Annotated in this window: 12 protein-coding genes and 1 tRNA gene; 5 read left to right on the top strand and 8 right to left on the bottom strand. The window is 37.9% G+C overall.

Features of this window, described 5'->3' with window-relative positions; genetic code table 11:
- The coding region (locus ACIQ32_RS09720) for an O-methyltransferase (RefSeq protein WP_396195492.1) at window positions 1-599 on the top strand (599 nt) is incomplete at its 5' end.
- Window positions 600-616: 17 nt separating this feature from the next.
- Here the strand turns inward: ACIQ32_RS09720 and ACIQ32_RS09715 are convergent.
- Genes ACIQ32_RS09715 through ACIQ32_RS09690 form a run of 6 tightly spaced genes read right to left on the bottom strand, consistent with a single transcriptional unit; the run spans window position 617 to window position 5,931 of the window.
- Complete coding sequence (locus ACIQ32_RS09715) at window positions 617-1,174, bottom strand: phosphatase PAP2 family protein (RefSeq protein ID WP_396195491.1); 558 nt, start codon at window positions 1,172-1,174, stop codon at window positions 617-619.
- A complete protein-coding gene (locus tag ACIQ32_RS09710) occupies window positions 1,174-1,497 on the bottom strand; it encodes a twin-arginine translocase TatA/TatE family subunit (RefSeq protein ID WP_395633176.1) in 324 nt (107 codons plus the stop codon). The genes ACIQ32_RS09715 and ACIQ32_RS09710 overlap by 1 nt, the downstream gene beginning before the upstream one ends.
- Before the next feature lie 45 nt (window positions 1,498-1,542).
- Window positions 1,543-3,792, bottom strand: a complete 2,250-nt coding sequence (locus ACIQ32_RS09705; protein WP_396195490.1) for a M1 family metallopeptidase — start codon at window positions 3,790-3,792, stop codon at window positions 1,543-1,545.
- Window positions 3,793-3,852: 60 nt separating this feature from the next.
- On the bottom strand, window positions 3,853-4,353 hold the full coding sequence (locus tag ACIQ32_RS09700; protein ID WP_396195489.1) for a DUF6702 family protein: 501 nt from the start codon (window positions 4,351-4,353) through the stop codon (window positions 3,853-3,855).
- Between the two features lie 6 nt (window positions 4,354-4,359).
- Window positions 4,360-5,124, bottom strand: a complete 765-nt coding sequence (locus ACIQ32_RS09695; protein WP_396195488.1) for a hypothetical protein — start codon at window positions 5,122-5,124, stop codon at window positions 4,360-4,362.
- Between the two features lie 39 nt (window positions 5,125-5,163).
- Window positions 5,164-5,931, bottom strand: coding sequence for a hypothetical protein (locus tag ACIQ32_RS09690; protein ID WP_396195487.1), 768 nt, complete (start codon window positions 5,929-5,931; stop codon window positions 5,164-5,166).
- A 122-nt stretch (window positions 5,932-6,053) separates the two neighbouring features.
- On the opposite strand from ACIQ32_RS09690, the gene pepE reads away from it, so the two are divergent.
- Entirely contained in the window at window positions 6,054-6,773 is a 720-nt protein-coding gene (gene pepE, locus ACIQ32_RS09685) for a dipeptidase PepE (RefSeq protein ID WP_396195486.1), read from the top strand.
- A gap of 99 nt (window positions 6,774-6,872) precedes the next feature.
- Here the strand turns inward: pepE and ACIQ32_RS09680 are convergent.
- Window positions 6,873-6,945: transfer RNA gene (locus ACIQ32_RS09680), tRNA-Gly, on the bottom strand.
- A 123-nt stretch (window positions 6,946-7,068) separates the two neighbouring features.
- Here ACIQ32_RS09680 and ACIQ32_RS09675 point away from each other — a divergent pair.
- Window positions 7,069-7,512 (top strand): GNAT family N-acetyltransferase, encoded by a 444-nt coding sequence (locus tag ACIQ32_RS09675; protein ID WP_396195485.1) that lies wholly within the window; start codon window positions 7,069-7,071, stop codon window positions 7,510-7,512.
- Here the strand turns inward: ACIQ32_RS09675 and ACIQ32_RS09670 are convergent.
- Window positions 7,501-8,208, bottom strand: coding sequence for a murein L,D-transpeptidase catalytic domain family protein (locus ACIQ32_RS09670; RefSeq protein ID WP_396195484.1), 708 nt, complete (start codon window positions 8,206-8,208; stop codon window positions 7,501-7,503). The genes ACIQ32_RS09675 and ACIQ32_RS09670 overlap by 12 nt on opposite strands.
- 191 nt (window positions 8,209-8,399) lie before the next feature.
- Here ACIQ32_RS09670 and ACIQ32_RS09665 point away from each other — a divergent pair, with 191 nt between their 5' ends.
- A complete protein-coding gene (locus ACIQ32_RS09665) occupies window positions 8,400-10,859 on the top strand; it encodes a DUF5916 domain-containing protein (RefSeq protein ID WP_396195483.1) in 2,460 nt (819 codons plus the stop codon).
- A gap of 44 nt (window positions 10,860-10,903) precedes the next feature.
- Window positions 10,904-11,821: 2,3-bisphosphoglycerate-independent phosphoglycerate mutase (gene gpmI / locus ACIQ32_RS09660; protein WP_396195482.1), on the top strand; the 918-nt coding region annotated here is incomplete at its 3' end.

Here is an 11,821-nt window from a genome sequence, read left to right as displayed (position 1 = left end):
ATTCCCAAGACGAACCCGAATTGTTGGCGCAGTTGAATAGAGAAACCCATTTGAAAATCCTGCAACCACGGATGTTGAGCGGGCATTTTCAGGGACGCGTTTTGAGTATGTTGTCGAAAATCATCCACCCGTTGAACATTTTGGAAATCGGAACTTATACGGGTTATGCCACTTTGTGTTTGGCCGAAGGTTTGGCGGAAAACGGTACAATTGATACCATAGACGTTAATGAAGAATTGGTTGACTTTCAACGAAAATATTTCGACCGCAGCGAATGGAGTAGTCAAATTTTCCAACATTTAGGTCCGGCATTGGACATTATCCCGACACTTGGGAAAAAATACGATTTGGTTTTTATTGATGCTGACAAGGACAATTACATCAACTACTTCCATGCTATAGTTCCGATAATGAATCAAGGCGGTATTATATTATCAGATAACGTTTTATGGAGCGGCAAAGTAGTGGAAGAAGTGAAAGCCAATGACAAAACTACCAAACTCCTTATGGAATACAATCAGTTGCTGAAAAACGACCCGAGAGTAGCCACCGTTTTGTTGCCTATACGCGACGGATTAACCGTGTCGAGAGTAAAGTAATAAGTTTGAAGTACGAATTACGAAGTACGAAGGATGTATTTTGCATACAACTTATAAGCCAAATAACCGCTGATAGCACCAAAGGCGTAACCGGTTAAAATATCCGTTGGAAAATGCAAGCCTAGGTAAATGCGACTGTAAGCAAAAATCAACGGGAATAAAAACAATAAGTAAGCGTGTTTGTAGTAGCGTTTCAAAATCATAAAAGTCAGCACTGTCGAAGCCATTGAATTGGTAGCATGACCGGAAAAAAAGCTAAAAGAACTACTTTTCTTAACCCTTCTGATAATATCCCCGATTTCCAAATCATTACAAGGACGCAAACGTTCAAAACCGTATTTAAAAAGATTCACCGTTTGGTCGCATATCAATACCATAACCGCTATAAAAAGCACATAATAGCCAAAGTTTTTCCAACCGATTTTCTTTTGTAATAAATAGAAGACCAACAAAAATATCGGTGCCCAATACTGCTGTTTGGTAATTATCAACCACAATCCGTCCCATTGTTCCGAGCCTAAACCGTTGAGATATACGAGCGCTTGCTTGTCGAGTTGGACAATTTTTTCGAGCATTACATTTGGCGTTTGATTGGTCCCGACATTGATTCTAAATCTTCGGCAGCTTGTTTAATCTCGGGCAAAATGCCTTGATCCACACTACTTTTCACTTTATCAACCTCTTCTGTAAAAGTCCCGGTGATGCTTTTTACAGAATCGTTCAATTCTTTTACCTCGGCACTCTTTTGGATTTCGGTTTTGATTTCGTTAGTGGCATTTTTGAGTTGAGCCATAATTTTACCCAAAGTTCTGGCTATTTCGGGCACTTTATCAGAGCCGAACAGCATCAACGCGATGAAGATGATAAAAATTAATTCGCCAAAACCAAATCCAAGCATATCTTAAAACTTCTTATAATGAGCTTGCAAAGTTACAAACTTAACTTAATCAAATTTCGATTTCTCTGCTGTTTTTGGCCAAGTATTATTTGACGTATCGATATCAGCCGTTTCTTCTTTAGGGTCGACTGTAATTTTGGCAATTGCCTTTTGAGTGGCAAAAGTTCGGCTGACTTCCTTATCGTTCTTGCGCCAAATTTGTGCCGGGAAGTAGTGGTTTTCTTTAGTCCCGTCATCAAAAGTAATTTCGACGATAATCGGCATTACCAATCCGCCCGGTTTATCAAAAGTCACTTGATAGAAATACTTAGGTTGGTTGAGCTTGGCCCTTTCTTCAGCGGTGAAATTCTTACTCACGTAATCCTCCAAAGCTTGAAAATCAGAAACCTTAAATGGCTTATTCAGCTCCGTTTTATAATCGGTACTGCCTTCTGCAATCATATACACCATTGGTCCCGTTCTGGAATCACGACGGCGTCTGGTTTTCATAAAATCGCTAACTTCTTTGGAAGGTTCATTACTCACAAAGTATTTTTTTACTTCTTTGATTCCGATATCATTACAATCGGTAGTATAAAACCAACCTCTCCAAAACCAGTCTAAATCAACTGCCGATGCGTCTTCCATTGTTCTGAAAAAATCTTCAGGTGTTGGATGTTTGAATTTCCAACGATTGGCGTAGGTTTTAAAAGCATAATCAAACAATTCCGGTCCCATGATAGTTTCGCGAAGAATATTTAATGCTGTAGCCGGTTTGCCATAAGCATTATTGCCAAACTGACGGATACTCTCCGAATTGGTCATAATAGGTTCCAAACCGGTTTGATCACCGCTCATGTAGGGTATGATATTTTTGGCCGGACCACGACGTGTTGGGAAATTAGGATCAAAGGTTTTCTCGGCTAAATATTCCATAAACGAGTTTAGACCTTCATCCATCCAAGTCCATTGACGCTCATCGGAATTGACTATCATCGGGAAATAGTTGTGCCCAACTTCATGACAAATTACGCCCAACATACCGTATTTGGTTTGATCGGAATATTTTCCGGTTTCATCGGGACGACCAAAATTCCAACAAATCATTGGGTATTCCATCCCTTGGTCACGGGCATTAACAGAAACTGCTTTAGGGTAAGGATAATCAAATGTGTAATAAGAGTAGCTTTTTAAAGTGTGAGCAACCATTCGGGTTGAGTATTCTTCCCATAACGGATTTCCTTCTTTCGGATACAAAGAAATGGCCATCGAAATAGTGCTTCCGGTTTTTACGGCCATGGCATCATAAATGAATTTTCTGGAAGTAGAGATTCCGAAATCGCGTACATTCTCAGCTTTGAATTTCCAGGTTTTTTTCTTGTCCGAAAAACCTTTTTCTGCTGCTTCGGCTTCGGCTTGGGTTACCACAATTACCGGTTTGTCAAATGACTTCTCAGCTTGCGCATATCGCTTTAATTGTTCCGGAGTGAAAACTTCGTTTCGGTTCATTAAAGTTCCGGTGGCTTCCATTATGTGGTCGGCCGGAACCGTAATGTTTACTTCATAGTTTCCAAAGGTCAGCGCAAATTCGCCCGAACCCCAAAACTGCATGTTTTGCCAGCCTTCTACATCATTGTATACAGCCATTCTCGGGTAGAATTGGGCTAAAACGTATAAGTTATTGCCGTCTTTTTCAAAATGCTCATAACCGGAACGACCGCCGTCAATGATATAGTTGTTGATATTGTACCACCATTTAATGGAAAAGGTAATTTTTTCTTTGTGCTGCAATAGTTTTGGCAACTCGATACGCATCATAGTTTGGTTGATGGTATACTTCATAGGATTGCCTTGAGCATCTTTTACATACTCTATACGAAAACCGCCATCGAAGTCTTCTTCTAAATATTTTCTGGAGAAACCTTGTACTGAAACAGCAGGATCGGTTTTGCTGTTTTCCACCAAAGGAGAGTTGGAGTTTCTGGCTTTTTCATTTTGATCCAATTGCACCCATAAATAATCCAATGCCTCTTTAGCATTGTTGGTATAAGTGATGGTTTCAGAACCATATAATTTTTGGTTTTTATCGTCTAATTCAACGTCAATCTTGTAGTCAGCTTGTTGCTGATAATACTCCGGTCCCGGTGCTCCCGAGGCTGTTCTGTACATATTAGGCGTAGCTAACAAATCGTACATTTGCTTGAATTTGTCGGGATTACGTTCCTCTACTTTATTAGTTTTAGGCGTTTCTTGGGCTTGGGCAAAACCTACAGCCATTACAAATAATAAGGCTACAAACTGAAAAATGCTTTTCATAGAATTTACTTTAAAGGGCTAAAAATAAGATAAAATTGGGATTAGCCACAGTAAAGAAAACTATTTTAACATTCCTTTAGTGGTTGACGAAGTCAATAAAAGGTTTTGTTTTTTGCCGTTGTTGTTGAATTGAATGATGTTTTGCTGTTCATCATGAACTTCAGTAAGTATACTGTTTTCTACTTCAATCTTTGAAATTTTAGTTACTTCTTTGATGGTTAAATAGCAAATCACTACGTTATTTTCTATTTCATGACTGTGATAGTTCATGTTTTTTTGCTGGTCGTTGAGATAAATTTTGAAATGACTTGCTAAGTACTTTCTCATCAAAGTAACATCTTCGGGCGTTTCGTTTTGAGCTCCGATATTGGTTTGTTTTTTAAAAGATTTGGTCAAAGCATCATTCAAATCATCCGCAAAAATTCGGGTGGTGATTTCGAGCCGTTTTTTTTGGGGAACAAAATCTACTTGATAAATTCCAACATAAAAACGATGGACAGTCAATGAGGTCAATCCGATGAAAATAAAAATTAATACAGGTATTTTGATGCTGTTTTTCATGGATGATTACTGATTACTGTTTTTTAACAACGTTAAATATTGAGAAGCCAATTCACTCAACCGGAACTTGGCCATGCCTTTATTTTTTTTGTTCATGTATTCGCCCAACTTAGCATCATCTGCAATGTAATACAGAAAACCTTTAACGTACTCTTCCGGAATTTTGAGGCGATTGGTAAAATACTCTGGCTTGAATTGATTCTCTACTTTAATCATCAATCGTTCTTGACGTTCCACCTCCAATTCCTTCTTGAGCATGGCAGTTCTTCCGGAAATAGCGTTTAAAATCGGATCTAAGCCTATAGAACCTCCAGCCATCATGCCGACTGATGCAGTAGCATCTATATCGGTTGCTGTTTTTAGTCGGCGCTCTGCCGGTGTGTATTTTTTAGCCGGTTTGTCTAAAATCCTAAGCGAAACAGCATTAATATTACTGTGATCCTGAATTTCCACTTCTTCCAGCGCTATTACTTTTGGCAATAATTGGGTAACTAACAGCGTTTTCTTTACATCAATTTCACTCACAACCAGTTTTTTTGTTGCAATTTGCAAACTCTGAAACTGTAAGGTATCGCCAACCTTTACAAACATTGAATAGTTTCCATTTTCATCTGTCGCAGTAGCCGATTCAGAACGCAGGTTATAAACGTTGACTTCTTTTAATTCCTTTACGGTAGAAATAACTTTGCCTTTTAAAAACACCAACTCATTGGACTGTGCAAATCCAAGTGCTGCGTTCAGAAAAATAATCAGAGAAAAAAGTTGTTTCATCAGTTAGTCCTTCACTATTTTTTTTCAAAAGTAAGCATACTATTTTTCATTTTCTTGTTGCAGACTGATATATTTTGTAGCCAATTCAGTCAAGACAAACGCAGCCATGACTTTGTTTTTGGCCGCCATTGCTGCTACAAATTTAGGTTCATCAACTATATAATACCAAAAACCTTTTACATATTCTGAAGGGATTTTAAGTTTATTTACACAATAGCTCACTCCAAATTGATTTTCTATTCTTTGTAACAAAGTTTCTTTTCGTTCCACTTCCAATTCTTTCTTTAACATGGCCGTTCTGCCCGACATCCAATTGAGTAAAGGATCTATGCCAACTGAAGCGCCGCTGCTACCATCAGTATTTCCTGCAATTCCATCACCCGAAGCTGTCCTAAGCTTTCTTTCGGCAGGTGTGTAGCGCTTGGTGTTGGGCGAAATAATCCCTAAATCTACTGCATTGATGTGCTTGTATTGCATCACTATAACTTCATCCAAACGATTAATCATAGGTGCCAACTTTACAGTAAATAACTCTTTATTTAAGTCGGCTTCGCCAATCACTATTTTTATCCCTTTTATTTGCAAGGCTGAAAACATTAAGGTATCGCCAATAGCGGCTTTAATAGTAAAAAAACCACCGTTTTCTGTGGCTGTTGATTGATCTGTTTTCAGATTAACAACATAAATACCGTCTAAATCAACTAACTCGGAAATAACTTTTCCGTTAAGTATCTTTTGGGAATTCATTTGAGCCATCACGCCATTTCCAGCCAATAAACTAAAAAATATGATTAAATGAATTTTCATCTTACAATCTTAAAAGGGTAAAAATATTGGGTGGCCTTCCTAAATAAATGCCAACAACCTGGTAATTTTATGTTAAATAAAAGCGGCAAATACATTACTTTTGGGGAAGAATCAGCTAAAAAATGAAGAAACTAATTATTGCCAGCACCTCTACAGTTCATGGGGGAAATTATTTGGATTATTTGTTGCCAACTTTAGAGCAACATTTTAAAAATTGCAAAGAGATACTTTTCATTCCATATGCTCGCCCGGGCGGAATATCACATGATGAGTACACTGCTAAAGTTAGTGAAGCTTTTACATCGATTAATAAATCAGTGATAGGATTACATAAATTTGAAAATCCAGCCGATGCCGTTCAAAAAGCTCAAGGTATTTTTACCGGTGGCGGTAATACCTTTTTGTTGGTTAGTCAATTGTATGAAAACAAAGTTATGTCGGTTTTAAAAGAGGTATTAAATAACGGTACACCTTATTTAGGCACCAGCGCCGGCAGCAACATTACAGGAATCAACATGCAAACCACAAATGATATGCCTATTGTATATCCGCCAAGTTTTGAAACCTTAGGGATTATTCCGTTTAATTTGAACCCGCATTACTTGGATCCTGACACCAATAGCAAACACATGGGGGAAACTCGCGAAACCAGAATCAAGGAATTCCACGCTTTTAATGCCATTCCGGTTTTAGGTTTGCGCGAAGGGAGTTGGTTGGAAGTAAACAATGAAAAAATAGTATTGAAAGGACCGCTGACAGCCCGCTTATTTCTGCCTAACAGAAATGCCGAAGAATTGGCACCTGACACTGATTTGACTTTTTTAGGAACTTTGAAAATTTAATCGGTACTTGAATTTGCAAATTTGCGTTTAAGATAAAACAAGGATTGGAGGTAATAAAATAAAAAAACCTCTAACAAAAATTAGAGGTTTAAATTTCAGAGCGGAAGACGAGGCTCGAACTCGCGACAACCAGCTTGGAAGGCTGGAGCTCTACCAACTGAGCTACTTCCGCATTAATGTGGGTGCAAATATATAGAATAAGTTTGCTTTGATGCAAATTTTTTTTCAAAAAAATTACAGCTAAACAACAGACGATTCATAACCCAAACAAAACCATTACGTTATAAAAATTGTTATGATAACCATTCGAAATATTACTGCAAATGAAACTTATCCCGTGCGTCATTCGGTACTCCGAAAGGGCCAACCTTTTACCTCTTGCTGTTTTGAGGGTGATGAATTAAACACCACTAAGCATTATGGATTATTTGAAAATGATGCATTACAAGGGATTATTTCACTATATGAAAATGCAAATAGGCAATTTGAAGCAACCAATCAAATACAAATCAGGGGAATGGCTGTCTTGGAGCACAACCAAGGTAAAGGTTTTGGCAAAGAATTGGTTCAGTATTGTGAAAATTTGTTGACAGAATCCGATTGCCAACTGATTTGGTTCAATGCCCGTGAAAACGCAATAGGCTTTTACCAAAAATTAGGATACAACATACATGGGGATGCTTTCGATATTGAGGGAATTGGCAAACATTATGTGATGTTGAAAAAACTACGAATTTAGTTTGGCAACAATCTCTTCTTTAGCGGTTGGATGATAGATAAACAAACAGGATTTGTCTTTAATTACATTGATAATTTTGGCATTCATTTCAACCGGAACCGCCGGACAACCTTGGCTTCTGCCCAGACGTTTGTTTTGTTTGATAAATGATTCTGAAACATAATCGGCACCATGAATAACCACAGCTCTGTCTCGTGCTTTGTCGTTCAATCCTTTTTGTAAACCATCTAATTTGAGGGACAAACCATGTTTACCATTATAGATTTCAGCAGTGGCATAAAAACCTAAACTACTCTGAAAAGATTCGGCTTTGTTAGAAAAAACCTTAGCAACATCCTCGCCTGTATTTCTGCCATGTGCTACAAGAGTTTGGAACAAAATAATATTTTTATCCAAATCGATTACCCAAAGTCTTTTAGCAGTTGAAGACAAACTAAAATCAACCAAAGTCAAAATATTTTTCTTGATTACGCCTTTGTCTTTCAAAAGCTGAAATCCTTCCAAAGCTATTGAAAAACTTTCAAGACTTGGCAAAGCGAAAGTATTAGCGTCGAGTTGGTTGTATACGGCAACCATTTTAGATTCGGCAGCCACTGTAATCTTAGCAACCGATACCGGCGGGTTTGTTTTATCAGGAAAACTGTCGAATGACATCAACAGTAATAAAAACACTAAGGAAAAAGACTTATAATTCATTGAAGTTTATAGGTTTAGCATGAGACATGGGTTGGGCAAATATAAAGCATAATTTAACTAAAGCAAATTTTTCAACATCAATTAAGTGAATTTTAATCTTTTATACCCTTAAAAGTCGGCCGTTTTAATTTTGGCCCGGAATTGGAAATATCAATTAAATAGTTATTTTTGTTTGTCAAACAACAACTTCAATGCCAAAAACCTCTTACTTTTTTTTCTACTTGACCCTACTTTTTTCAAGTTTGGTTGTTGGTCAGAAGAAGACTCTTTCTACCAAAAGCACCACAGAAAAAATTGTAATAGACGGTAAGTTTACCGAAGCCTCATGGGCTGATGCTGATGTAGCCACTGACTTTCTCATGATTGAACCGGACAATGGAAAACCCATTGCTGAAGGCAAAAAAACAGAGGTTAAAATCATCTATGACAACAGTGCCATTTATATTGCTGCCACTTTATATGATGATGAGCCCAATAAAATTTTGAGAGAGTTTACCTTAAGAGATGACTTTGCTGTAGCCGATCATTTTGGAGTATTACTCAACGGATATAATGATGGTCAACAAGAATTTCGCTTTTTTGTTAGTGCCGCCGGTGTACAACAAGACGGCGTATATACCGAAGCCTATGGTGAAGATTTTTCTTGGGATGCCATTTGGGACAGTCAAGTAGCAATTACCAACTTCGGTTGGACCGTAGAAATGAGAATTCCCTATGCTGCCCTTCGTTTTCCTCCTGAAAAACAACAAACTTGGGGTTTGAATTTTTACAGAGAAATTCGTCGTGATCGCCAACAATACTCTTGGTCACTTTTAGATAGAAAAATCGAAAACGAAAGCATACAAGCCGGGATTTTAGAAGGTATAGAAAATATTGAAACACCTACGCGGTTGTTTTTAATTCCCTATGCATCACACTATTTTTATTCGAATACTTCTCAAAAAACTTACGGAGAATTTCGTGGCGGAATGGATATTAAATACGGCATCAACGACGCCTTTACTTTAGATGCCATATTGATTCCCGATTTTGGACAAACTAAATTTGATAATGTTGAATTAAACCTCACAGCCTTTGAACAACAATTTGCCGAAAACCGACCATTTTTTACCGAAGGTACCGATATGTTTAACAAAGGTGATTTGTTGTATACTCGCAGAATTGGAGAAACTCCGGATAACTTAAGCGTAGCCGAAAACGAAACCGTTTTAGAACAACCCAGTACTATCAAACTAATCAATGCTTTTAAAGTTTCAGGGCGAACAAAAAGCGGATTGGGAATTGGTGTTTTGAATGCTGTTTCAGAAAAAACGAGTGTTCACATAAGAAACAACGACACCAATACTACTCGACTAGAAACACTATCGCCATTAACCAATTATAATGTATTGGTACTTGACCAACGTTTTCGCAAAAACTCTTCTATTTCACTCGTTAATACTAATGTAACACGCAATGGTGAATTTAGAGATGCCAATGTTACTGCTTTGGTTTGGGATTTGAACACCAAGAAAAACACCTATAATGTTTCGGGGAATTTCAAGTACAGTTACATTAACAATCATTTTGATCTTGAAGATAAAAAAGGCACCAGTGCTTATTTTAATTTAGGGGAAACCAGTGGTAAATACCGCTACAGTGTTGGTGGTGTTTACGCTTCCGATGATTTTGACAATAACGACTTAGGCATCAATTTCCAGACACATTATCATGGGTTTTACCTTAACTCAAGTTATCGCATTTTGAACCCTAATAAGATTTTCAATACCTTCTTTACCAACTTAAACAATTATGTGGAATTTGACAATCGAACCGGCCGCATCCAATCAGGTTATTCGAGGTTGAATTTTAATACCACCGATAAAAAGAACGACTATTATGGCTTTGGCGCCACTATCAGTCCGCTAAAAGTTTATGATTTTTACGAACCCCGTTCTTTCAACGAAGAAAAGTTCGTAATGATACCGGAAAGCTACAATGCTTATTTCTATTTTTCCAGCAACTACAACCGAAAGTGGGCGTTAGACATTAACCCGTTTGCCACAAAATTCAACGAAAAAGGCCGTGTCAATTATGGCTTTGTTGTTAGTCCGAGATACCGTTTTAGCGACCGATTGGCCTTGATTTACAATTTCACATTTAACAGACAAAACAACAATATCGGTTGGATTGCTTTTGATGAAAACGACAATACGATTTTTGCCAGAAGAAACAGAATTACATACACCAATACTATACAAGGGAAGTATTCTATAAACAGCACCATGAACTTCAACCTGAATGTTCGCCATTATTGGTCGTTTGTAACCAACCATGACATCCTGACTTTGCAAGATGATGGTGGGTTTTCGGAAAATACTACTTATTTAGAAAACAAAAATTCAAACCTCAACTTGTGGAATTTGGATTTAACCTATTCTTGGTGGTTTGCTCCGGGAAGTCAGTTGTCTATTCTATACCGCAACAATTCCGGTTTGTTCAGCAGAGAATTCGACCGACAGTTTGAATCTAACCTGCGAGATGCCGTAAACAATGAGAATTTAAACCACGTGTTTTCTATTAGTATTCGTTATTTTATCGATTACAATTCGGTTAAAAATTCCCGATTTTACAATTCGTTTAGCAAACCTAAAACGAGAGAACGCTTCTAAAAAATCAAATTTATCCCCTATCTTTGCGGGATAAAATGCAACTCATGAACAAGAAAGTAATCCTGATGATTTTAGACGGATGGGGCAAATCTCCCGACCCGAAAGTTTCCGCTATAGACAACGCCAATGTTCCGTTTATTAAAGGTTTATACAAGCAATATCCGAATGCCCAACTCAGAACCGACGGCTTAAATGTAGGTTTACCCGAAGGACAAATGGGAAATTCCGAAGTAGGCCACATGAACCTTGGCGCCGGAAGAATCGTGTATCAGGATTTGGCCAAAATTAACTTGGCGGTAGCAAACAAAACCATGGCACAGGAAAAACCCTTGGTAGCTGCTTTTGAATACGCTAAAACCAATAATAAAACCGTTCACTTTTTGGGGTTGGTTTCCGACGGTGGTGTGCATTCTCACACTTCTCATTTGCGCGGTTTGATTGAGGCTTCACAAGAATTTGGTTTATCAAACGTATTTGTGCATGCCTTTACTGACGGTAGAGATGTTGACCCAAAATCGGGTAAAAGTTATATTGAAGACTTGGAAAAATACATTGAAAATACTTCGGTCAAAATAGCTTCAGTTGTTGGGCGTTATTACGCCATGGATCGTGACAAAAGATGGGAACGCGTCAAATTGGCTTACGATTTAGTGGTGAACGGCATTGGAAAACACACAACCAATTTAGTCCAAAGCATAGCCGATAGTTATGCCGAAAACGTTACGGATGAATTTATCTTGCCATTGGTAAAAACTGATAGCAACAACCAACCTTTGGCAACAATACAAAACGATGACGTAGTGATTTTCTTCAATTTTAGAACCGACAGAGGTCGCGAACTAACCGAAGCTTTATCGCAAAAAGACTTCCACGAGCACAACATGCACAAGTTGAATTTGTATTACGTAACGATGACCAACTATGATGAAACTTATGAAAACGTACATGTGATTTATGACAAA

Origin of the sequence: Flavobacterium sp., from assembly GCF_044373165.1 — a bacterium.
GTDB lineage: Bacteria > Bacteroidota > Bacteroidia > Flavobacteriales > Flavobacteriaceae > Flavobacterium.
The sequence above is the reverse complement of the archived record's forward strand: the minus strand, read 5'-3'. Positions and strand labels throughout refer to the sequence as shown.

What these genes read in the sequence shown, in the direction of transcription:
- ACIQ32_RS09715 (WP_396195491.1), bottom strand. Translation starts at nt 1,174, where the DNA reads ATGCTCGAAAAAATTGTCCAACTCGACAAGCAAGCGCTCGTATATCTC.
- ACIQ32_RS09710 (WP_395633176.1), bottom strand. Translation starts at nt 1,497, where the DNA reads ATGCTTGGATTTGGTTTTGGCGAATTAATTTTTATCATCTTCATCGCG.
- ACIQ32_RS09705 (WP_396195490.1), bottom strand. Translation starts at nt 3,792, where the DNA reads ATGAAAAGCATTTTTCAGTTTGTAGCCTTATTATTTGTAATGGCTGTA.
- ACIQ32_RS09700 (WP_396195489.1), bottom strand. Translation starts at nt 4,353, where the DNA reads ATGAAAAACAGCATCAAAATACCTGTATTAATTTTTATTTTCATCGGA.
- ACIQ32_RS09695 (WP_396195488.1), bottom strand. Translation starts at nt 5,124, where the DNA reads ATGAAACAACTTTTTTCTCTGATTATTTTTCTGAACGCAGCACTTGGA.
- ACIQ32_RS09690 (WP_396195487.1), bottom strand. Translation starts at nt 5,931, where the DNA reads ATGAAAATTCATTTAATCATATTTTTTAGTTTATTGGCTGGAAATGGC.
- pepE (WP_396195486.1), top strand. Translation starts at nt 6,054, where the DNA reads ATGAAGAAACTAATTATTGCCAGCACCTCTACAGTTCATGGGGGAAAT.
- ACIQ32_RS09675 (WP_396195485.1), top strand. Translation starts at nt 7,069, where the DNA reads ATGATAACCATTCGAAATATTACTGCAAATGAAACTTATCCCGTGCGT.
- ACIQ32_RS09670 (WP_396195484.1), bottom strand. Translation starts at nt 8,208, where the DNA reads ATGAATTATAAGTCTTTTTCCTTAGTGTTTTTATTACTGTTGATGTCA.
- ACIQ32_RS09665 (WP_396195483.1), top strand. Translation starts at nt 8,400, where the DNA reads ATGCCAAAAACCTCTTACTTTTTTTTCTACTTGACCCTACTTTTTTCA.